Consider the following 20752-nt stretch of genomic DNA (forward strand, 5'->3'; position numbering starts at 1 on the left):
GGACGCCGCACGCCAGCCGCCGGACTCCGGACGCCGGCCCAGATCGTGCTCGATCCAGGAACTAGTGGCCTCCGGGCCCGTCCGACACCACTCGATCCCGGATCGAGTGCCAAACTGCGGACGCCACACGGACGCCACACGGGAGCGGGCGGACGCCACACGGACGCCACACGGACGCCACGCGGGAGCGGGCGGACGGCGCGCGGGAGCGGGCAGCGGGTGCGGGGAGGGCGCGCAAGGAGGCACAACGGCGACGGGCGCCGCACCCGGTTGGGATTGCGGCGCCCGTGGCGCGGTGAGTGCGGGTCAGCGCTGGTCGAGGTTCCCGACCGTGTCCTCGCGGTAGCTGGCGCCACCGTTGGACTCGCTGGTCAGCGGCTTGGCGCCGCCCTCCGGCGGACCGGCCAGGCTCTGCCCGGCGGCCAGCTCCGGGAACTTCAGGTCGAACGCGGGCCGCTCGGAGCGGATCCGCGGCATCCGGTCGAAGTTCCGCAGCGGCGGCGGGCAGCTGGTGGCCCACTCGAGCGAGTTGCCGTGACCCCACGGGTCGTCGACCTCGACCACCGGACCGGTCTTGTACGACTTCCAGCAGTTCCAGATGAACGGCAGGGTCGAGATGCCGGTGATGAAGGCACCGATGGTGGAGATCGTGTTCAGCGTGGTGAAGCCGTCGCTGGGCAGGTAGTCGGCGTACCGACGCGGCATGCCCTCGTTGCCCAGCCAGTGCTGCACCAGGAACGTGGTGTGGAAGCCGATCATGGTGAGCCAGAAGTGCACCTTGCCGAGCCGCTCGTCGAGCATCCGGCCGAACATCTTCGGGAACCAGAAGTAGATGCCGGCGAAGACGGCGAACACGATCGTGCCGAAGAGCACGTAGTGGAAGTGCGCCACCACGAAGTACGAGTCGTGCACGTGGAAGTCGATCGGCGGGCTGGCCAGCAGCACACCGGTCAGACCACCGAAGAGGAAGGTCACCAGGAAGCCGATGGAGAAGAGCATCGGCGTCTCGAAGGTGATCTGGCCCCGCCACATGGTGCCGATCCAGTTGAAGAACTTCATGCCGGTCGGTACGGCGATCAGGTAGCTCAGGAAGCTGAAGAACGGCAGCAGCACCTGGCCGGTGGCGAACATGTGGTGCGCCCAGACGCTCATCGACAGCGCGGCGATGGAGATGGTCGCGGCGACCAGTCCCTTGTAACCGAAGATCGGCTTCCGGGAGAAGACCGGGATGACCTCGGTGACGATGCCGAAGAAGGGCAGCGCGATGATGTAGACCTCGGGGTGCCCGAAGAACCAGAACAGGTGCTGCCAGAGCATCGGCCCGCCGGTGGCCGGGTCGTACACGTGGGCGCCGATCAGGCGGTCCGCGGCGAGCGCGAAGAGCGCGGCGGCCAGCAGCGGGAAGACCAGGATCGCCAGCAGGCTGGTGACCAGCATGTTCCAGGTGAAGATCGGCATCCGGAACATGGTCATGCCGGGGGCGCGCAGGGTCAGGATCGTGGTGATCATGTTGACCGCGCCGAGGATGGTGCCCAGACCGGAGATGGCCAGGCCGACCACCCACATGTTCGCGCCGACGCCCGGCGAGTGCTCGCCGGTGCTCAGCGGCGTGTACGCCGTCCAACCGAAGTCGGCCGCGCCACCCGGGGCGATGAAGCCCGCGGTGGCCATCGTGCCGCCGAACAGGTACAGCCAGTACGCGAAGGAGTTGAGTCGGGGGAACGACACGTCGGGCGCGCCGATCTGCAGCGGCACCACGTAGTTCGCGAAGGCGAACACGATCGGCGTCGCGAAGAACAGCAGCATGATCGTGCCGTGCATGGTGAAGAGCTGGTTGTACTGCTCGGGCGAGAGGAACTGCAGGCCCGGCCGCGCCAGCTCGGCCCGCATGATCAGGGCCATCAGGCCGCCGATCATGAAGAACGCGAACGCGGTGACCATGTACATGATCCCGATCTGCTTCGCGTCCGTGGTGCGCAGCAGCCGCGCGATGGCCGACCCCTTGACCGGCTCTCGGACCGGCCAGGGCCGGGTCACGACCGGCTTGGGTGCGACGGTGGTCACGAGTGGCCTCCGGTTCTCGGTTGTCCCGCTCGGCGCGCGCTGAATCTGCGAGCCGTCATCCGCAAGGAGGATAGTCCCCGGTAGGTGGGGGTGCTGAGTGGGGTGGGCGGCTACGATCGCCGGCCCGCGACCCGGGGAGTCAGACCGGGTCGACCAGCAACCGGTAGTGCTCCTGGAAGATCCGTCCGCCGCGTCCGCGCAGCAGGGGGTCGCGCAGCGCCGGGGGCACGTCCCGGGTGCGGTTGCGGTCCCGGGTCCGGTCCCGCACCCATCGGGTACGCGGCCGGCGACGACTCTCGTACGCCAGCAGCGCGGCCTCGACGCTGCCGGCCGCCGTCAGCGACTCGGCGAGCACGACGGCGTCCTCCAGCGCCATGGCGGCCCCCTGGGAGAGCGTCGGCGCGGTGGCGTGGGCGGCGTCACCGACGAGCAGCACCCGGCCGTGGAACCAACGCCCCAGTTCGACCTCCTCGGTGGTCCCGACGTGCACCCGCTCCAGCGCCGTGAGCGCCTCGGGGACCGGGCCGCCGTAGTCGCCGAAGAGGTCGCGGAGCCGGGCGAGCGGGTCGGCGGGCGGTACGGTGCCGGCTTCGTCGGCATAGCAGTAGAGCCGGCCGGCGCCGATCGGCACCAGCAGGAAGCCGGCTCGCTGGCCGAGCAGGGCGGTCCAGTCGGCGACGCGCGGGCCGTCGCGCAGCACCGCCCGGTAGACCACCTGACCGGCGGGTCGGGGCGGGCCGCCGAGCGCGGCGAGGGTACGCACCGCCGAGCGCGGCCCGTCGGCACCGATCACCAGGTCGTACTCGGCGTGGGTGCCGTCGGTGAAGCCGACCCCGACGCCGGCCGGCAGCGGCTCGACGCGGCTCACCTCGGCGCCGTGCCGGACGGCGCCGCCGGCCCCGGTGAGCAGCACCCGGTGCAGTTCGGCGCGGGGCAGCGCCCGGCACTCCCCCACCCCGCCCCAGAGGGCGTCGAGGTCGACCTCGCAGAGCGGCGCCCCGGTGGCGTCGAGGAACCGCTGCCGGTGGATCACCTGGCCGAGGGGGCGTACCGGGCCGTCGAGGTCGAGCCGGCGCAGCGCCCGGGCGGCGTTGCCGGGCAGATAGAGACCGGTGTCCACCAGCTCGGCGGGGGGCAGCTTCTCGGTGACGTCGGGCCGGAACCCCGCCAGCCGCAGCGCCCGGGCCACGGCGAGACCGGCGATGCCCGCGCCGACGACGAGGATGCGCAGGGGGAGACCACCCATCGTGGTGTACGCCTCCGGAGGGGTTCGGCACGCGTTGGAGGCAAGACCTTACTCGCCGCAATTGCCGCACGGTAGAGCCCATCCGGCGTGTCGAGATCCTCACGGTGGGTCGATTTTATAGATCAACTTAACCGGTACAGTTGCGCAACTGTTTCAGGCATGTAAATGTGTCCGATGAACCTGGGAGCGCTCCCGGCCGTATCCCCCGTCATGTCCCCGGCGCCCCCGCGCCGAAGCCAAGGAGCATCATGAAGCGTCCACTGAGGGCCATCGCGGCCGCCGGCCTGCTGGCCGCCGGCTCGATCGTCGCCGTCGTTCTCGGCGGCAACGCCTCCGCCGACACGCAGATCTGCGACCAGTACGGCTCGACCGTCATCGGCAACAAGTACGTCGTGCAGAACAACCGCTGGGGCACCACCGCCCAGCAGTGCATCAACGTGACGTCGACCGGCTTCTCGATCACCCGGGCGGACGGCTCGTCGCCGACCAACGGCGCGCCCGTCTCCTACCCCTCGATCTTCGCGGGCTGCCACTACACCAACTGTTCGCCCGGCACCAACATGCCGGTGCAGGTGAAGAACATCAGCAGCGCGCCGAGCAGCATCAGTTACAACTATGTCAGCGGCGCCATCTACGACGCCTCGTACGACATCTGGCTCGACCCCACGCCCAAGAAGGACGGGGTGAACCAGATGGAGATCATGATCTGGCTCAACCGGCAGGGCTCGATCCAGCCGATCGGCTCCCCCGTCGGCAACACCAACCTGGCCGGCCGGACCTGGGAGGTCTGGCGGGGCAGCAACGGCCAGAACAACGTCATCTCGTACGTGGCGCCGTCCGCGATCCCGAGCATGAGCTTCGACGTGCTCGACTTCATCAACGACACGAAGAACCGCGGCGCGATCACCAGCGACTGGTACCTGACCAGCATCCAGGCCGGTTTCGAGCCGTGGCAGGGTGGCGTCGGCCTCGCGGTGAACTCGTTCTCGCAGAGCGTCAACACCGGCGGCAGCACCACCCCGCCCACCACGACGCCGCCGACGACCACGCCGCCGACGACCACCCCGCCGACCACGACCCCGCCGACCACCAACCCGCCGACCGGCACCGCGTGCTCGGTGAAGTACACCCCGACCAGCATCTGGAACAACGGCTTCACCGCCGAGGTGGCGGTCACCAACACCGGCAGCAGCACGGTCAACGGCTGGACGATGACCTTCAACCTGCCCTCCGGGCAGACCATCACCGGCTCGTGGAACGCCAACGTGACCCAGAGCGGGTCCGCGGTCAGGGCGACCAACGTCAGCTACAACGGCACCCTCTCGCCGGGCGCCTCGACCAGCTTCGGCTACCAGGCGACGCTGAGCGGCGCGTTCTCCGCGCCCAGCAGCTTCGCCCTCAACGGGGTCACCTGCGCCAAGGCCTGACCCGTACGCACGACGAGGGGGCGCGGTCCGGTCGGACCGCGCCCCCGCCGTGTGTCCGGGCTCAGCCGCCCAGGGCGTCGATGTCGCGCATCTCCTCGGCGGTGAGCGAGAAGCCGAAGATGTCGGCGTTGGCCCGGATCCGCTCCGGCGTCACCGACTTGGGGATCACCACGATCTCGTGGTCGATGTGCCAGCGCAGCACCACCTGCGCCGGGGAGACGTCGTGCGCGGCGGCGATCCGGACCAGCACCGGGTCGGCCAGGTCGCTGGTCTTGAACGGGCTGTAACCCTCCAGCACTACGCCCCGGTCCCGGTGCGCGGCGTGCGTCTGCCGGTCGTACAGGGACGGGCTCCAGCGGATCTGGTTGACCGCCGGGGTCTCCTCGGTGGACTGGATCAGCTCGTCGAGCTGACCGATGCCGTAGTTGCTCACCCCGACCGCGCGGGTCAGGTTCTCGTCCCGGGCGGCGAGCAGCTCCCGCCACATCGGGATGCTGTCGCCCGAGGCGGACGGCGGCCAGTGGATCAGCCACAGGTCGACGTGGTCGGTGTCCAGGGCGGCCAGGCTCGCCTCGATGGTCTCCCGCTCCCGGCCCACCCGGTCCGGGGGCAGTTTCGTGGTGATGAAGACGTCCTCGCGGCGCAGGCCGCTCTCCTTGAGCGCCCGGCCCACCTCCCGCTCGTTGCCGTACATGGTGGCGGTGTCGAGGTGGCGGTAGCCGGCGTCGAGGGCGGCGAGCACGGCGTCGTACCCGGCCTCACCGGTGGCCTGCCAGGTGCCGAAGCCGAGCAGCGGCATCCGGACATCGCCGGAGAGGGGGACGCTGGGCTGTTCTGGGCTGCTCATGACGGCTGTTCTACCCGTGATCACGCCCGACATGCCGGCGACCCGCCGCCAGGGTGGCACGCTGCGGGACGGGCCGGGGTGCCGCAGAATGCGGGCATGGCTGACCGGCTGGAGGAGTACCGGCGCAAACGGGACGCGCGGCGTACGCCCGAGCCGGTGCCGGAGCGGACGCCCGGGGCGAAGCGGTCCGGCCGCGGCCGGGCCCGGTTCGTCATCCAGCAGCACCACGCCCGCAGCCTGCACTGGGACCTGCGGCTGGAGCACGAGGGGGTGCTGGCCTCCTGGGCGGTGCCGCGCGGCCTGCCCCGCGAGCCCGGCCGCAACCACCTCGCCGTGCACACCGAGGACCACCCGATGGAATACCTGACCTTCCACGGCGAGATCCCGGCCGGCGAGTACGGCGGCGGGCGGATGACCGTCCACGACACCGGCACGTACACCTCGGAGAAGTGGCGCGACGACGAGGTGATCGTGGTGCTCGACGGGAAGCGGACGAAGGGCCGTTACGTGCTCTTCGCCACCGGGGGGCGCGGCCGGGACTGGATGGTCCGCCGCACCGACCCCGCCCCGGCGGGCTGGACGCCGATGCCCGACCTGGTCCCGCCGATGCACGCCACCGCAGCGAAGCGGTTGCCGAAGGACGCCGACGCCTGGGGATACGAGCTGCGCTGGGACGGTGTCCGGGCGATGGCGTACGTCTCCGGCGGCCGGCTGCGGCTGCTGTCGGCGACCGACGAGGACGTCACCGGGGCGTACCCGTGGCTGCGGGAGCTGGCGGAGGAGCTGGCGCCGACGGAGACCGTGCTGGACGGCGTGCTGGTCCGGATCGACCCGGCCGGGCGGGTGAAGGCGCCCACCGCGCGGGACGGCCAGTTCCTCGCCGTCGACCTGCTCTGGCTGGAGGGCGTGACCAGCCTCGACCTGCCGTACGCGCAGCGCCGGGAGCTGCTCGACGGGCTGGCCCTGACCGGCCGGCACTGGCAGACTCCGCCGTGGTTCCCGGGTGTCGGCGCGGACGCCCTGGCCGCGGCCCGCGAGCAGGGGCTCCCCGGAGTGGTGGCGAAACGCCTCGACTCCCCGTACGAGCCGGGCCGGCGCAGCCGGCACTGGCTGAGCATCGACACGAGCGGATCCTGAGGAGCATCGTGCACCTGACGCACCTGGAGTGCCCGCGCTGCGGCACGGAGCACCCGGCGGAGAAGCTGCAGAACCTCTGCGGTTGCGGCTCGCCGTTGCTGGCCCGCTACGACCTGGCCGCGGTGGCCGCGTCGGTGACCCCGGAGCAGTTCGGGCTCCGCCCGGCCGACCTGTGGCGCTACCGGGAGCTGCTGCCGGTCGCCGACCCGCGCTTCGTCACCACGTTGGGCGAGGGCTGGACGCCGCTGCTGCGCGCCCCGTCGTACGGCCACGAGATCGGCATCCCGGACCTGATCGTCAAGGACGAGGGGCTCACGCCGACCGGGTCGTTCAAGGCGCGGGGCGCGGCGGTGGGTGTCAGTCGGGCCCGCGAGCTGGGCGTGCAGCACATCGCCATGCCGACCAACGGCAACGCCGGCTCGGCCTGGGCGACGTACGCGGCCCGGGCCGGGATGGCCGCCACCATCGCGATGCCGCTTTCCGCGCCGACCATCTGCCGTCGGGAGTGCGTGGCCGCCGGGGCGGACCTGCGGCTGGTGGACGGGCTGATCAGCGACGCCGGCCGGTGGGTCGCCGGGTTGGTGGCCGACTCGGGCGGGCGGATCTTCGACGCCGGCACGCTGCGCGAGCCGTACCGCCTGGAGGGCAAGAAGACCATGGGGTACGAGATCGTCGAGCAGCTCGGCTGGCAGGTGCCCGACGTGATCATCTATCCGACCGGCGGTGGGGTCGGGCTGATCGGCATCCACAAGGCCCTGCACGAGCTGCGCGAGCTGGGCTGGGTCGGGGACAAGCTGCCCCGCCTCGTCGCGGTGCAGTCCACCGGCTGCGCGCCGATCGTCCGGGCGTTCGCCGCCGGGGAGGCGCGGGCCACCCCGTGGCAGGACGCGCAGACCGTCGCTTTCGGCATCACCGTGCCGTCGCCGCTGGGCGACGAGCTGATCCTGGCCGCGTTGCGGGAGAGCAGCGGCACCGCGCTGGCCGTCGACGACGCGGAGATCCTGGCGGACCTGCGGGACTTCGCCGCCCGGGAGGGACTGCTGCTCTGCCCGGAGGGGGCGGCCTGCCTGACGGCCGCCCGGCACCTGCGGGCCGGCGGCTGGATCCGGGCCGGCGAGCGGGTGGTGGTGCTCAACACCGGCGCCGGGGTGAAGTACCCGGAGACGATCGACGTCTCCGGCGTACCCATGGTGTGAGACGGGCGCGGTCAGTCGGTGGACGGCTCGGTCAGCCGCCAGGCCGCGTTGATCAGCCCGATGTGGGACAGCGCCTGCGGGGTGTTGCCGAGCTGGGCGCCGCTGCGCAGGTCGATCTGCTCGGCGAAGAGGCCGAGGTCGTTCGCGTGCGCCAGCACCTTGTCGAACAACGCCCGGGCCCGGTCCTCCTCCCCCGCCAGCACCAGGCACTCCACCAGCCAGAACGAGCAGAGCACGAAGCCCGCCGGGTCGGTGTTCCAGCGCCGCACCAGCCCGGCGTCGGTGCCCAGCTCACGCTCCACCACGTCGATGGTGGAGCGCATCCGCGGATCGGTGGCCGGCAGGAAGCCCACCACCGGCAGGAAGAGCGCCGAGGCGTCCAGCTCCGCCGACCCGAAGGCCCCGGTGTACGCCCCGATCCGGTCGTTCCACCCCTCGCGCAGCACCGTCGCCCGGATCTCGTCCCGGATCGCCGCCCAGCGCCGCGGGTCGGCCCGGTCGCCGAGGCGGGGCGCCAGCTCCACCGCCCGGTCCAGGGCCAGCCAGCAGAGCACCTTGGACGACAGGTAGTGCCGCTCGGTGTCCCGGGTCTCCCACATCCCCCGGTCCGGCAGCTGCCAGGTCGTGGCGACCTGCTCGGCGAGGCCCACCACCATCTCGCGCAGCTCCACGTCGAACGTCGTGCCGAGATAGTCGTGCAGCCGCCACACCGCCGAGATGACCTCGCCCGGCACGTCGAGCTGCCGCTGCCGCCAGGCGTCGTTGCCGATCCGCACCGGGCGGCTGTCCGCGTACCCGCGCAGGTGGGCGCACTCGTGCTCGGAGAGGTCCCGCTCCCCCTCCAGCCCGAAGAGCACCGGGACGGGTGCGTCGCCGATCCGTCCGATCGAGCGGGCCGCCCAGGAGAAGAGCCGGTTCGCCTCGTCGGGGCAGGCCGCCACCCAGAGCGCCCGCAGGGTCATGGCGAAGTCGCGCAGCCAGGAGTAGCGGTAGTCGTAGTTGCGGTCGCCGCTGAGGCGTTCGGGCAGGGAGGTGGTGAGGGCCGCGGCGACCGCGCCGCTGCGGGCGTACGTGAGGCCGGTCAGCACCACCGCGCTGTGCCGGACCTGGGCGGGGTACCGGCCGTCGTACCGGTGGGTCTCCCGGTAGCCCTCCCAGGCGCGGACGGTCTCGGCGAGCGCGTGGACGGGGTCCAGCCGGGCCGCCCGTCCGCCGTAGACCTGGGCGTACGCGAGGTCGAAGCCGACCCGCTGGCCGGCGGCCACCTCGAAGGTGTCCGTCACCCGGTCGTCGTCGACGCGCAGCGTCCGGCCGGTCCCGCGCAGGTGCAGCGCGACCGGCCCGGCGGTCGCCAGCACCCCGCCGTCCGGCTGCTCGTGCAGGTACGGGGTGAGCAGCCCGTACTCGGGGCGGGGGGCGAAGTCGAGGTGCATCCGCACCCGGCCGCTGAGCCCCTCGACCACCCGTACCAGCACGGCGGGTGAGTTCATCCCGAGCTGGTGGCCGCGGGCGCCCGGTTCGGCGGCGAGCGCGTCGGTGACGGCGACGCTCCCGTCCGGGGTGTGGTGCACGGTGCGCAGCACCAGCGTGTCCGGCCGGTACGCCCGCTCCACCCGGCCGGCGGCCAGTGGCGCGAGCCGCCAGTGCCCGGCGGCCGGGTCGAGGAGTCGGCCGAAGACCGACGGCGAGTCGAAACGGTCCGGGCACCACCAGTCGATCGACCCGTCCCGGCCGACCAGGGCGCCGGAGCGGCAGTCGGAGAGGAATCCGTAGTCGGAGATCGGCGGCTGGTCCACGCGCCCCGGATACCCGGACCGGTCCGGTTCAGGCCGCGCCGGTCACGCCGTGGGGGGTTCGTCCCGGCCGGCCGCCTCGGCCGCGTCGGCCTCCTCCTTGGTGCGGTGCACGGCCTGGTCGGCGTGGTCCGGCGGGCCGTAGACGGTGTAGAGGACCAGCGGGTTGGGGCCGGTGTTGACGAAGTTGTGCTTCGTGCCCGCCGGTACGACCACCAGGTCTCCGGCGACGACCTCCTTCTTCTCGCCGGCCACCCGGGCCTCGCCGGTGCCGCTGACGAAGGTCAGGATCTGGTCGATGCCCTCGTGGACCTCCTCGCCGATCTCGCCGCCCGGCGGGATGGTCATGATCACCAGCTGGGTCTGCTGGCCGGTCCAGAGCACCCGACGGAAGTCCGGGCTCTTCTCGGCGACGGTCGCGATCGTGAAATGCTCCATGCCGCGCACATACCCGGCCGGGCGGGCCGTCACGCCGGGAGTCGCAGATGGCGGAATTCTCTTCGGGCGGCCGGTTTGGATCCCTTCAGGACGGGCATCTGGAGCGCCAGGACCGGTGCGGTTGACCGGTCGAGCCAGGTCCCCGCTGTCGTACCGCCGTACGGCTGCGGTGGTGGGAGACGGCCAGAGCGCGGCGACGTGACGACTTCGGTCGGGCGGCGCCGTGCGCTCGTCTGTGCGGCGAGCACGCCCGGGCTGACCGGCCCCGGTGTCAGGCGAGGACCGCCAGGTGGAACGGGCGGTCGGCGTGGCCGCCGGTGACGGCGAAGGTCTCCACGAAGACGCCGTTCGGGATGCCGGTCCGGCCCGCCACGGTCAGCGCCCCGGCCGCCGCCACGCCGCTGCCGGTCAGACCGATCGTGCCCAGATAGCCCGCCCGGGTCACGTCCTGGTCGAAGAGGACCTGGTACATCCCGGGGGCCAGCCGCGCCGACGAGGTGACGCCGAGGCCCCGGACCAGGGTGCCGTCGGCCCGGACCACGGCGAAGAGCATCCGCGCGCTGGGCGGCAGACCGACCGGCCCGCAGGTGGTGATCTCGGCGTCGGCGTCGGCGAGGTCCTCCGCGCCGGAGGCCGGCTGGGCCCCCGGGCCCCGCCGGGGTCTGGTGCTGGCCATCGGGTCCTCCCTGCCGCCCGCCGGGCGGGACGACGCGACACACGTGGTGAGCCGGGTGATCAGCCTCGATCAGTGCCGGTGCGCCGAACGTATGTCGTGGACGGCCCTCCCAACCAGGGACAGAACTGTCCGATCATGGACAGCCGACCCCGCTGAGCTGCGACGACGCGGTCCGGGCCGGTGCTGCCGGCCCGGACCGCGCGGGTCATCGCGCCGTGCAGGTGAGCCCGGTCGGGGGCTGGTTGTCGCCGGTCACCGTGAGGCCCCAGCTGGTGCTGCCACCGGCCGGCAGGCTGCCGTTCCAGCTCGCGTTGGTCGCGGTCACCTGCTGACCGGCCTGGCTGGCGGTGGCGTTCCAGGCGCTGGCGAGCCGCTGGTTGCCGGGAAAGCGGAAGCCGCTGGTCCAGCCGGTCACCGGGGCGGTGCCGGTGTTGCGGACGGTCACCTCGGCCTGGAAACCGCCCGTCCACGAGCCGGTGACCCGCCAACTGGCCGCGCAGCCCGCGCCGGGCGCGGGGGTGGTCGGGCTCGGCGACACCGTCCCGGTCGGGCTCGGCGAGACGGTCCCGGTCGGGCTCGGCGACGCGGTCGGGCTGGGCGTCGGGGACGCCGTCGGGCCGGTGCCGTCCGAGGTGGTGTAGCTGACCGGGGTGTACGCGGCGGAGCAGGTACCGCCGCAGGAGGTCGGCAGCGAGAACCGGTAGACCCGGCCGTTGTTGATCAGGGTGTCGGCCGCGTCCCGGACCCGGATCTGGAAGTCCGTGCCGCCGGAGGCGGTGGCCCCGATGACGTACGACTGGCCCATGTCGCTGTTCATCGTGGCGGAGCGCCACGCCCCGTCGACCAGGTAGTCGATCCCGTGGATGCCGTTGGCCAGGTGGGACACGGCGATCGCCGGCCAGTACTTCTGGGCGCCCTGCATGAAGCCGATCCGGATGTCGCCGGTGTAGCTCGGCGCGGGCACGAACGACCAGGAGACGTGCCGGTTGTTCCAGTGCGCCGGGTACAGGTCGCCGACCGGTGTGCCGTTGCGGGCGAAGCGGTTCAGCGACGACGTCGCCAGGTCCAGGTGGTACGGGTCGTCACGACACCAGGCGTTGCCGTCGCCGCAGCTGTCGGCGACCAGCATGGTGAGGGTGGCCCCGTTGTAGCCGTCGGCCACCCAGGAACCGTTGCGGCAGAACGGCTGGCCGGCCGCGCCGTCGTTGATCCCGGTGCAGTAGTCGCCGATGGAGACCTTGACGTACCGGCCGCAGTTGAGGCCGTTGTTCCACAGCCCGATCCTGTCCGCCTGGGACGGTGGCAGCGGCCGGGCCGGGTACGACGAGTAGTCGCCGGGCAGGTGGTAGACGTTCAGCGCGACGAAGTCGGGTGAGTCCAGTTGGTTCTCCGGCAGGCCGCAGCCGCCGTACGGGGAGCCGAGCCCGTCGAAGTGGGTGGCGTTGCCGGTGACCGGTGACGGTGGATCACCGACCGCCTGGGCGGGGAGCTGGCCGGCGAGCAGCAGCGCGGCGGCAGCGGCGGCCAGGGCGGCGAAGAGCGGGGCGCGTAGGCGCGGGGTCGACATGGGAAAGCCTTCCGGGCGGGGGTCGACCGAGCGCTTTTCGGGCAGGGTCGACCGAGGAGGGTGGTCATGGTGCCCAACCATGCCCGGCGGTGCCCGCCCGCCCATGCCATCACCCGGCGTCGATCGCTGTCAACGACCACCACGAACCGCGGTCGGCGGAAACGCTGTGAGTAATGCGAATGAGTCGTTAGATTGAAGTATGGTGCCCGCCCACGGGGGTCGGGTGGCGGAACCGGTCTACCGCCCCATTCTGGTCGGTCGGCGGGGTGAACTGGAGGCACTGGTCCACCTCGACGAGACGTCCGCTCCGCTGCTCGCTCCGGTCCTCGACGTTCGCGCGATCGACGCGTGCACGGTGGACCTGCTCGGCCGGCTGCCGTCCGGGTTGCTCCCCGCCGTCGACGTGACCGCGCTGCCGGACGTCCCGGAGAGCGAACTGGTCCGCTGGGGCGTACCCCTGGTGCCGGTGATCGGGCTCGCGGAGAGCGACCGGCGGCTGGTGGCGCACGGCGTGGCGGCCCGGGCGTACGCGCGGCGGGCGGTGGTCCGGCTGCGGACCGGGCAGGACCGGGCCGGCGCGGACGCCACCACCACCGCGGCGGAGCGGGTCTGGCGGTTGGCCCGCCTGGTGCCGGAGCAGTGCGACCTGCTCGTCGACGCGGGGGACGTCTGCTGCCCGGCGGACGTGCGGATCGCCGAACCCCGCGTCCGGCGGCTGTTGGAGTGGGCCCGCCGGCACGCCTGGCGCTCGGTCACGGTCGCGGCCGGTGGGATGCCGCCGACGGTGGCCCGCCTGCCGGTCGACGAACCGGTCCGCGTCGACCGTTACGACTGGCAGCTCTGGGGGCGGCTGACCGACCTCGACGTCGGGTACGGCGACTACGGGGTGAGCTGCGCGCTGCCCGACGCGGACTCCCCGGGCGACCGGCTGCCGACGTTGCGCTACACGGTCGACGGGGCCTGGTGGATCCTGCGCTGGTCGCGGCGGGGCGGCCGGGGCGACGAGCGCTTCGCCGACCTGTGCCGGACGGTGGTCTCCGCCCCGTACTGGCCGCCGACGGGGGCGGCGTTCTCCTGGGGTGACCACGAGATCCTGCGCCGGGCCCGGCGCGGTGCCGGTGCCGGCTCACCGACCAACTGGACGGCGTGGAGCACGTCGCACCATCTGGCGCACGTGCTGGGGGCGCTGTCGCGGCCCGCCCGGGACGAGCGTCCCGGGCCGTGGCGCGCCGGCCACGACACGCCCGAACGCGGACGCTCGGGGCGCCCGCAGCGCGGCGGTGAGACCCGGCGGGCCGGCTGAGTTCACTCCTTCTCGGTGAACCCGAACTGGACGACGCCCTCGTCGTCCACGCTGGCGTCGACCGAGGTCTCGTTGAGCAGTTCGGCGGCGTCGGCGTCGAGGAAGATCCGGGCACCCTGGGTGTCCACCACCTGGTCGCCCTGCACCGGCTGCGGCACCAGCTCGATGGAGAGCGAGCCGGCGTCGGTGTCGGCGGCGATGCGCAGCCCGCCGCCCTCGGCGACGTCCTGCTGGGCGGCGAGGTCGCGGATCACCATCACGGCGTTCTCGGTCATGGTCAGCATGGGAACTCCTCAGTGCGTACGAGTCGTGGGCGGGTCGGCGCAGCCGTGTCGGCCGGGCCCGGAACCCTGGGAGGGCGAAATCGGTCTTCGCCGCGCAAACCGGGGCGGCTGATGCGCCCCTCACCACCTACCGTGCCCCCTCGGCGGGCATCCGTCAAATAGAACCGGGTCAGTCGACATCGGGGGGACCAGCCCGGACGGGGACCGGCGTCCAGGGCGCTGAGCAGGCATTTCACCGCCTGCCGGCCCGGTGGGTCCATATGCTCGACGACATGGACGATGCCAGGCGCTACTTCGCCGAGTTCCTCGGCACCCTGCTGCTGGTCTTCTTCGGCGTGGGCAGCGTGATCGCCGCGCGGGTGCAGGGCGGCGTGGTGGTGGTCGCGCTCGCCTTCGGTTTCGTGATGCTCGCCCTGGTGTACGCGATCGGGCCGCTCTCCGGCAGTCACGTCAACCCGGCGGTGACGCTGGGTGTGCTGCTCTCCGGCAAGATCTCGCTCCTCGGGGCGGTCGCCTACTGGGTCGCCCAGTTCGTCGGGGCGACCGTGGCCGCGTTCATCCTCTGGGGGCTCACCCGGTGGGGTGACGTGGTGGACCAGTCCGGCGCGTTGGGCACCAACGGCTACGGGGCGCACATCAACGCCGGTGGCGCGGCGGTGCTGGAGACGGTGCTGACGTTCCTCTTCGTCCTGGTGGTGCTGGTGGTGACGAGTCGCGTCGAGTACGCCGCCTTCGCCGGGGTGCCGATCGGGTTGGCGAACGCCGCCGCGCACCTGGTCGGCGTCACCCTGGACGGCACCTCGATCAACCCGGCCCGGTCGTTCGGGCCGGCCGTCTTCGAGGGCGGGACGGCGCTGCGCCAGCTCTGGGTGTTCATCGTCTTCCCGCTGCTGGGCGGGGCACTGGCGGCGCTGGTGGCCCCGCTGGTCACCAGCCGCAACCCGCGGTACCGGGCGGAGCCCGAGGAGCCGGCGCCGCACCGCCCCTGAACCGACCCGAGATCTGGCAATAAGTTTCGTCTTGGTGGGTTCTCCGCAGGAAACCTCCGTGACAGCATCTACGCATGCATCGTCGTCTCTTTCCGCGGGCGCTCGCGGTGCTGGCGTTGGTCGCCACCGCGGCCACCGCCGGCGCACCCGACGCCACCGCCGAGTCCCCCACCCCCGCACAGACCCGGCTGCACGCCACCATCGACGCGGTCCTCGCCGACTCCCGGCTGGCCGGTGCGCAGGCCGGCGTCGTCGTGCTGGACACCACCACCGGTCAGACCCTCTACGACCGCAACGGCGACCGCAGGTTGGTGCCCGCCTCGAACACCAAGCTGCTCACCTCCAGCGCGGCACTGGAACTGCTCGGCCCCGGCCACCGGTTCACCACCGACGTCGCCACCGACGGGGTCCGGCGCGCCGGACTGGTCTCCGGGGACCTCTACCTGCGCGGCGGCGGCGACCCGACGATGCTCGCCGCCGACTACGACGCGCTGGCCGCCCAGGTCGCGGCGGACGGCGTACGGGTGGTGACCGGAAACCTGGTCGCCGACGACACCCGCTACGACACCGCCCGGCTGGGCCCGGACTGGACCTGGGACGACGAGTCCTACTACTACGCCGCGCAGGTCTCCGCGCTGACCGTCGCCCCGGACACCGACTACGACGCCGGCACGGTGATCGTGAACGCCGCCCCGGCCGACAGCGCCGGCACGCCGCCGGTGGTGACGATGGACCCGCCCAACGGCTGGCTGCGGATCGACAACCGGGCCGAGACGGTCGCCGACGGGGAGACGACGATCTCGTTCGAACGGGAGCACGGCGGGAACACCATCGTGGTCACCGGCCAGATCGCCGTCGGCGCGGACCCGGAGAACGACTGGATGACGGTCTGGGAGCCCACCGGCTACGCCGCCGACATCTTCCGGGCGGCACTGCGCCGGCACGGCGTACGGGTGCTCGGCCGGACCGTCCTCGGCCGGCCCACCCCGGCGGAGGCGAAGACGGTCGCGCGGCACGACTCGATGACCCTCGGCGAGCTGATGGTGCCCTTCCTTAAGCTCTCCAACAACGGGCACGCGGAGGTGCTGACGAAGGAACTCGGTCGGGTCCTCTCCGGCTCCGGGAGCTGGTCGGCCGGGCTCGCCGCGATCGGTGAGTACGTCGGGGACAGCGGCATGAACACCGGCACGCTGCGCCAGCGGGACGGCTCCGGGCTGTCCCGGCGCAACATGATCCCGCCGGCCGAGTTCGTCGCCCTGCTCGCCGCCGTCCGCGCCGAGCCCTGGTTCGACACCTGGTACGCCGCCCTGCCGATCGCCGGCAACGCCGAGCGGCTCGTCGGCGGGACGCTGCGCAGCCGGATGCGGGGCACCCCGGCGGCGAACAACGTGCACGCCAAGACGGGCAGCCTGACCGGTGCGTCCGGCCTCTCCGGCTATGTCACCGACGCCGACGGCCACCTGCTGGCCTTCTCGATCGTGCTGAACAACTACCTGACCTCGTCGGTGAAGGGCCTGGAGGACCAGATCGCGATCGCGCTGGCGTCGTACACCGAGAAGGGGGCGACCACGGCGCGGCTGACGGTGCCGGCGGCGCCCGAGGCACCGCGGGTGCCGGAGGGTCTGGAGTGCTCCTGGGTGAAGCCGGTGCGCTGCTGAACCGGCGCGGGTCCCACCCGGGGTGGGTGGGACCCGCGCCCGGTCAGGCGCCGGGCCGGTAGGGCTTCGGGTCGGCGGCCGGGTCACCCTGCTCGATCAGCGCGTCGATCGCCGCGGGCGGCAGCCCGCGCAGGGTGAGCACCCGCCGACCCCACCGGTGCAGCCGGCACGGGTGCGGGCTGGCGTCGTTGCGGCAGATCGTCCCGCCGGACCAGCGCCGGGGCGCGTGCACCACCACGGCGCGCACCGCGAACTGGGCGTCCTCACCGGTCACGTACGGCGGCAGCGGGATGTCGCGCAGCGTGTCGTCGGCCTCCTCACCCGCCCCCGGCTGCACGGCGGGACGGACGACGCGGGCACTGCTGCTCATCGGTGGAGCCTCCACAAGGGATGGACGGACCGGGACAACCGGACGGTACGCCGCCCCCGGCTCGGTGCGACGGACAAACTGTCCCGCCCTCAGCGCCCACACCGCCGGCACGGGCGGCGGGTACGCAGGTGGTGGTCGAGGGCGGCGACGCCCAGTCCCCACCCCCACACCCAGTAGGCGGGCTCGGCGACCCAGAAGAACCAGAGCGGGTAGCGCCCGTCCCCCGGGTCGAAGGTGCCGGTGACGGTCTCGACGGTGAGTTGGGCGATGCCGACGCCGAAGTAGCCGACGAGACCGACCGAGAAGAGCGCCGCCGGCACGAGCAGCAACCCGCGCGGAACGGTCCGGCCGGCCAGCAGCGGCACCCAGCGCGGCCAGACCCGCCCCCACCGGTGCACCAGGGCCAGCGGCAGCAGCACCCCGGCCAGCAGGAAGCCCACCTCGAAGAGCGCGGCCGAGAACCCCTCGGCCATCGGCAGCTCACCGGAGCCCACCGCCACCTGAGCGGCCAGCCGCAGCAGGCAGCCGACCACGGCGGCCCACGCCGCGATCCGGGCCCAGCCCGGCACCGGCCCCACCGACCAGCGCCCGGGGCGACCGGTCCGGCCGCACCCTCCACAGTCGCCCCGCAGCCGCCGACGGTGGTCCAGCACCGCGAGGTGCAACAGCACCGCGCCGGTGAGCGCACCGACCCGGCTGAGGAAGCCGGCCACGGTGAACGCCGGGCTCAGCTGCAGGATCAGGAAGCCGACCACGTCCAGCAGGAACAGCGCGCAGGAGACCAGGAGCAGCGCGCAGACCGCCCAGGCGAGCGCGGCGACACCGGGCCGCCAGGTGCGGGCCCGGGCCAGCACCCCGGCCGTGCCACCGGCGGCGGCGCAGAGCGCCACCGACCACCAGCCGGTGACGACCACCAGATCGGTGTGCAGCGGCCCGAACCCGGGCGCGCCGCCCACCGTCCAGGCCATGCGGAGGGCGCCGTAGACCAGGGCCCAGGCGATCACGGCGTACGGCAGCAGGGGCGGCCGGGTCCGTGCGGGGTCGGACGGCGACAGGGTGAGGGTCATGCCGTCCACCCTGCCGCCGGCCGGCGCCCGGTCACTCCCGCGCGCGAGTGGCGCGACTCCCCCCGGGGTGGGAGCGGCTCAGCGGTCCCCGACGGCCCCGGCGTCGCGGACCCGGGTGGCCGGGTCGTAGTTCGGGCCGACCCCCTCCACGATGATCGCCGAGCCCTCGATGTGCCGCAGCCGCAACGGCAGGATCTCCTGGTACGCCGGGGAGGCGTACCAGGCGCGGGCCCGCTCGGCGTCCGGGAACTCGATGATCACCACGGTGCCCGGCCACTCGCCCTCGATCACCTCCGGCTCGGGACCGTGCACCCGGAACACCCCCTGGTACGGGTCGAGGGTGGCCTGGATCTTCTCCAGGTATTCGACGATGTCGTCGTTGACCTGCGGGGTACGCAGGTGGGCGAGCGCGAACGCGGACATGGTCCCTCCCCTGTGACGTGCGCCGACTCGGACGCAGGGCCGAGCCCCATTCTGCGTCCGAGTCGGCGACCGCACCGCCCCGTGTGGGGTCAGATCCGGTCCAGCACCACCACCGGGATCTCCCGGTCCGTCTTCGCCTGGTATTCGTCGTACGCCGGCCAGGTGGCGGTCATCGTTCGCCACATCCGCGGCTTCTCGTCCGGGCCGGCGGTCCGCGCCCGGGCGGTGAACGTCTCCGCGCCGACCTGCACCTGCACCTCCGGCTCGGCGAGCAGGTTCAGATACCAGGCGGGGTGCTCCGGCGCGCCACCCTGGGAGGCGACCACCAGGTACGCGTCCCCGTCCCGGCCGTAGATCAGCGCGGTACGCCGCAGCTTGCCGGAGCGCCGGCCCCGGGTGGTCAGCAGCAGGGTGAAGACGCCGGGCCGCCACTCGTGCCCCTCGGCGCCGTCGGTCTCGACGTACCGCCGGATGTGGTCGGCGACCCAGCCCTCGGGGCTGTCCAGCACCTGCTCGTTCGCCGTCATGGCCCCTCCACACTCGTCGGCCGGTCGTCGCGCCCACGCTACTCCGGGAGCACGGCCGGTACCCGGGGAACGCCCGGGCGGGCCGGACGGGTTCAGCGCAGCGCCGCCGCCTGGAGGCCGACGATGCCGCAGTCCCCGAAGGACTCCTCCACGGTCCAGCTCACCAGCAGCTTCGCCCCCTTCGGGGCGCGGAAGCGGACGGTGAACTCGGCGGTGTGCTGGGTGTGCGGGTCCTCCAGTCGTACGCTGCTGGTCGGGCCGCCGTCGGAGAGCCGGACGTCGAGGCGGGCCCGGGCCGCCCACAGCCCGGCATAGAGCCGCAGGGTACGGGCGGCACCGTCGGCGGTGACGGAGAGCGCGAAGCCGTTGCCCTTGCCGCAGGTCTGCACCCCCGCCGTGGTGCCGCTGGCCGAGCCGACCGGCGCGCCGTCCCGCCAGGCGTACGCCTCGGGGTTGCTGCTGAAGCTCTCCCGCGCGCCCCGGCCGCCCTCGTCACGGATCTCCCCCGACCCGCCCCGCTTCCGGACCGGGGTGGCCGCGCCGAGCAGTCCCCAGTGGACCCAGTCCACGGCACCGACCGCGGTGAGGTCGACCAGCGCGGGGATGTCGGCGCGGGTGACCGTGAGCAGCGGCTCGACCGTCGGCGTCGAGGGCGCGGCCGTCGGCGACGGGGGCCGCTCCCGGGGATGCAGGCCGGGGGTGACGAGACCGTCGCCCGGCGGCACGGCCACGCCCGGTCGCAGGCTGGGCAGGCCCACGGTGCTCGGCGGTCCGGGGAGGACGGCACTCTCCTCGCGGGGCGCGGCGTGCTCCTCGGTGCCGAGATAGGCGACCATGGCGGTCAGGGCGACGACCGCGATCAACGCCTCCACGGCCAGCTTGCGGCGCTGCCGGGCGCGGGCGAGCCGGCGCAACGTCGAACGGGTCGGCCCGTTCGGTGCGGGCCCGTCGATCCCACCACGGTCCTGCTCCGCCACCGCACCTCCCGCTCCCTCGCCCGCGCCCGATCGGCAGGAGCGGACGAATCGTGACCCGCTTCACGTTTCCATCGGGGCGGCCGGTGCGCCATATGTCGGCGGCGGGGCGTTTCCAGTTCGTTACCAAACGGTAGGAGGACCCCGTTCGGCACGATCGGTGGACCTACCCCCGTCCGAACGGTGATCCGGCTGGTGGGAGGGGGTGTCAGCGGCGCTCGCGCCGCCGCAGGCCGCGTCCCGGGTGCCAGCTGAGGATCACCAGATGGTCCGGCGGATCACCCACCCGGGTCAGCACCACCTCGGTCAACTCGACCCGGAACAGGTGCGACCCGTCCTCGGCCGGCGGTTCCTCGTGCGCCAACCCGGCGATCTTCGCGTCCCCGCCCCAGGCCGCCGGATCGTCCTCGGGGGTGTCCTCCGTCGGACAGTGCAACGCCACCCGGGGATCGCGCCGCAGGTCCAGCGCCTTCCTCGCGCCGGCCATGCTGCCCAGCCGGAGCTGGCCGTCGGCGGAGAAGTCGAACTCCGTACCGCTGATCCGGGGCGAGCCGTCCCGGCGCAGGGTCGCCATCGTGCCGTGCTTGCGTACCGCGAACCGGTCGCGGACGCGCGCCGCGAACTCTGGCTCGGACTCCACCAGGTCGGACCACCATGCCATGACCGCGAGCTTGGCAGGAAAACCTGACAGGGTACGACGCCTTTCGCGCCCCGGTGCCGGGAACTCGCTCGCATTCTCGTTTCCCGGTCCGTCCCCGGCCGGCTG

The 20752-nt window shown here is 72.9% G+C and carries 20 protein-coding genes; 6 read left to right on the forward strand and 14 right to left on the reverse strand.

Annotated elements, in window-relative coordinates; all coding sequences use genetic code 11:
* Positions 1–306: 306 nt before the first annotated feature.
* Complete coding sequence (ctaD, locus tag ABUL08_RS17655) at positions 307–2064, reverse strand: aa3-type cytochrome oxidase subunit I (protein ID WP_350931008.1); 1758 nt, start codon at positions 2062–2064, stop codon at positions 307–309.
* 139 nt (positions 2065–2203) lie between these two features.
* Positions 2204–3310 carry an FAD-dependent monooxygenase gene (locus ABUL08_RS17660; RefSeq protein ID WP_350931009.1) on the reverse strand — a complete coding sequence of 369 codons (1107 nt, stop codon included), beginning with the start codon at positions 3308–3310 and terminating at the stop codon, positions 2204–2206.
* A 248-nt stretch (positions 3311–3558) separates the two neighbouring features.
* Between ABUL08_RS17660 and ABUL08_RS17665 the strand changes: the two genes are divergently transcribed.
* A complete protein-coding gene (locus tag ABUL08_RS17665; RefSeq protein ID WP_350931010.1) occupies positions 3559–4737 on the forward strand; it encodes a GH12 family glycosyl hydrolase domain-containing protein in 1179 nt (392 codons plus the stop codon).
* 61 nt (positions 4738–4798) lie between these two features.
* Here ABUL08_RS17665 and ABUL08_RS17670 read toward each other — a convergent pair whose 3' ends face one another.
* Positions 4799–5584, reverse strand: a complete 786-nt coding sequence (locus ABUL08_RS17670; protein WP_350931012.1) for an aldo/keto reductase — start codon at positions 5582–5584, stop codon at positions 4799–4801.
* 96 nt (positions 5585–5680) lie between these two features.
* Here ABUL08_RS17670 and ABUL08_RS17675 point away from each other — a divergent pair, with 96 nt between their 5' ends.
* Positions 5681–6721 (forward strand): DNA polymerase ligase N-terminal domain-containing protein, encoded by a 1041-nt coding sequence (locus tag ABUL08_RS17675; protein ID WP_350931013.1) that lies wholly within the window; start codon positions 5681–5683, stop codon positions 6719–6721.
* 8 nt (positions 6722–6729) lie between these two features.
* On the forward strand, positions 6730–7917 hold the full coding sequence (locus tag ABUL08_RS17680; RefSeq protein ID WP_350931014.1) for a threonine synthase: 1188 nt from the start codon (positions 6730–6732) through the stop codon (positions 7915–7917).
* 11 nt (positions 7918–7928) lie between these two features.
* Here ABUL08_RS17680 and ABUL08_RS17685 read toward each other — a convergent pair whose 3' ends face one another.
* The 4 genes from ABUL08_RS17685 to ABUL08_RS17700 all read right to left on the reverse strand — a co-directional run bounded on the left by ABUL08_RS17685 (position 7929) and on the right by ABUL08_RS17700 (position 12391).
* Entirely contained in the window at positions 7929–9713 is a 1785-nt protein-coding gene (locus ABUL08_RS17685) for a glycoside hydrolase family 15 protein (RefSeq protein WP_350931015.1), read from the reverse strand.
* Positions 9714–9755: 42 nt separating this feature from the next.
* Complete coding sequence (locus ABUL08_RS17690) at positions 9756–10148, reverse strand: cupin domain-containing protein (protein WP_350931016.1); 393 nt, start codon at positions 10146–10148, stop codon at positions 9756–9758.
* A 271-nt stretch (positions 10149–10419) separates the two neighbouring features.
* Entirely contained in the window at positions 10420–10824 is a 405-nt protein-coding gene (locus ABUL08_RS17695) for a hypothetical protein (RefSeq protein ID WP_350931017.1), read from the reverse strand.
* 205 nt (positions 10825–11029) lie between these two features.
* Complete coding sequence (locus ABUL08_RS17700) at positions 11030–12391, reverse strand: cellulose binding domain-containing protein (RefSeq protein WP_350931018.1); 1362 nt, start codon at positions 12389–12391, stop codon at positions 11030–11032.
* 223 nt (positions 12392–12614) lie between these two features.
* On the opposite strand from ABUL08_RS17700, the gene ABUL08_RS17705 reads away from it, so the two are divergent.
* Positions 12615–13694, forward strand: a complete 1080-nt coding sequence (locus ABUL08_RS17705; protein ID WP_377521766.1) for a beta family protein — start codon at positions 12615–12617, stop codon at positions 13692–13694.
* Between the two features lie 2 nt (positions 13695–13696).
* Here ABUL08_RS17705 and ABUL08_RS17710 read toward each other — a convergent pair whose 3' ends face one another.
* Positions 13697–13978: an iron-sulfur cluster biosynthesis family protein gene (locus ABUL08_RS17710; RefSeq protein ID WP_350931020.1), complete on the reverse strand. Its 282-nt coding sequence runs from the start codon at positions 13976–13978 to the stop codon at positions 13697–13699.
* A 272-nt stretch (positions 13979–14250) separates the two neighbouring features.
* Between ABUL08_RS17710 and ABUL08_RS17715 the strand changes: the two genes are divergently transcribed.
* Positions 14251–14967, forward strand: a complete 717-nt coding sequence (locus ABUL08_RS17715) for an MIP/aquaporin family protein (RefSeq protein WP_350931021.1) — start codon at positions 14251–14253, stop codon at positions 14965–14967.
* 74 nt (positions 14968–15041) lie between these two features.
* Positions 15042–16625: a D-alanyl-D-alanine carboxypeptidase/D-alanyl-D-alanine endopeptidase gene (gene dacB, locus ABUL08_RS17720; protein WP_350931023.1), complete on the forward strand. Its 1584-nt coding sequence runs from the start codon at positions 15042–15044 to the stop codon at positions 16623–16625.
* A gap of 43 nt (positions 16626–16668) precedes the next feature.
* Here dacB and ABUL08_RS17725 read toward each other — a convergent pair whose 3' ends face one another.
* The 6 genes from ABUL08_RS17725 to ABUL08_RS17750 form a co-directional block, all read right to left on the reverse strand.
* Positions 16669–16995 (reverse strand): hypothetical protein, encoded by a 327-nt coding sequence (locus tag ABUL08_RS17725; protein ID WP_350931024.1) that lies wholly within the window; start codon positions 16993–16995, stop codon positions 16669–16671.
* 89 nt (positions 16996–17084) lie between these two features.
* The gene (locus ABUL08_RS17730; RefSeq protein WP_350931025.1) at positions 17085–18062 is read right to left on the reverse strand and encodes a hypothetical protein; all 978 of its coding nucleotides are present in this window, start codon (positions 18060–18062) and stop codon (positions 17085–17087) included.
* A gap of 78 nt (positions 18063–18140) precedes the next feature.
* Positions 18141–18485 (reverse strand): DUF1330 domain-containing protein, encoded by a 345-nt coding sequence (locus ABUL08_RS17735; RefSeq protein ID WP_350931026.1) that lies wholly within the window; start codon positions 18483–18485, stop codon positions 18141–18143.
* A gap of 89 nt (positions 18486–18574) precedes the next feature.
* Positions 18575–19012: a nitroreductase family deazaflavin-dependent oxidoreductase gene (locus ABUL08_RS17740; RefSeq protein WP_350931027.1), complete on the reverse strand. Its 438-nt coding sequence runs from the start codon at positions 19010–19012 to the stop codon at positions 18575–18577.
* Between the two features lie 92 nt (positions 19013–19104).
* A complete protein-coding gene (locus tag ABUL08_RS17745; protein ID WP_350931028.1) occupies positions 19105–19989 on the reverse strand; it encodes a hypothetical protein in 885 nt (294 codons plus the stop codon).
* A 205-nt stretch (positions 19990–20194) separates the two neighbouring features.
* Positions 20195–20647 (reverse strand): pyridoxamine 5'-phosphate oxidase family protein, encoded by a 453-nt coding sequence (locus tag ABUL08_RS17750; RefSeq protein WP_350931029.1) that lies wholly within the window; start codon positions 20645–20647, stop codon positions 20195–20197.
* Positions 20648–20752 lie beyond the last annotated feature (105 nt).

It is taken from the genome of Micromonospora sp. CCTCC AA 2012012 (assembly GCF_040499845.1).
Classification (GTDB): Bacteria; Actinomycetota; Actinomycetes; order Mycobacteriales; family Micromonosporaceae; genus Micromonospora; species Micromonospora mangrovi.

Coding starts and splice junctions, on each gene's coding strand:
- ABUL08_RS17690 (WP_350931016.1), bottom strand. CDS start 10,148: ATGGAGCATTTCACGATCGCGACCGTCGCCGAGAAGAGCCCGGACTTC.
- ABUL08_RS17735 (WP_350931026.1), bottom strand. CDS start 18,485: ATGTCCGCGTTCGCGCTCGCCCACCTGCGTACCCCGCAGGTCAACGAC.
- ABUL08_RS17670 (WP_350931012.1), bottom strand. CDS start 5,584: ATGAGCAGCCCAGAACAGCCCAGCGTCCCCCTCTCCGGCGATGTCCGG.
- ABUL08_RS17725 (WP_350931024.1), bottom strand. CDS start 16,995: ATGAGCAGCAGTGCCCGCGTCGTCCGTCCCGCCGTGCAGCCGGGGGCG.
- ABUL08_RS17730 (WP_350931025.1), bottom strand. CDS start 18,062: ATGACCCTCACCCTGTCGCCGTCCGACCCCGCACGGACCCGGCCGCCC.
- ABUL08_RS17710 (WP_350931020.1), bottom strand. CDS start 13,978: ATGCTGACCATGACCGAGAACGCCGTGATGGTGATCCGCGACCTCGCC.
- ABUL08_RS17715 (WP_350931021.1), top strand. CDS start 14,251: ATGGACGATGCCAGGCGCTACTTCGCCGAGTTCCTCGGCACCCTGCTG.
- ABUL08_RS17695 (WP_350931017.1), bottom strand. CDS start 10,824: ATGGCCAGCACCAGACCCCGGCGGGGCCCGGGGGCCCAGCCGGCCTCC.
- ABUL08_RS17700 (WP_350931018.1), bottom strand. CDS start 12,391: ATGTCGACCCCGCGCCTACGCGCCCCGCTCTTCGCCGCCCTGGCCGCC.
- ABUL08_RS17675 (WP_350931013.1), top strand. CDS start 5,681: ATGGCTGACCGGCTGGAGGAGTACCGGCGCAAACGGGACGCGCGGCGT.
- ABUL08_RS17750 (WP_350931029.1), bottom strand. CDS start 20,647: ATGGCATGGTGGTCCGACCTGGTGGAGTCCGAGCCAGAGTTCGCGGCG.
- ABUL08_RS17740 (WP_350931027.1), bottom strand. CDS start 19,012: ATGACGGCGAACGAGCAGGTGCTGGACAGCCCCGAGGGCTGGGTCGCC.
- ABUL08_RS17665 (WP_350931010.1), top strand. CDS start 3,559: ATGAAGCGTCCACTGAGGGCCATCGCGGCCGCCGGCCTGCTGGCCGCC.
- ABUL08_RS17660 (WP_350931009.1), bottom strand. CDS start 3,310: ATGGGTGGTCTCCCCCTGCGCATCCTCGTCGTCGGCGCGGGCATCGCC.
- dacB (WP_350931023.1), top strand. CDS start 15,042: ATGCATCGTCGTCTCTTTCCGCGGGCGCTCGCGGTGCTGGCGTTGGTC.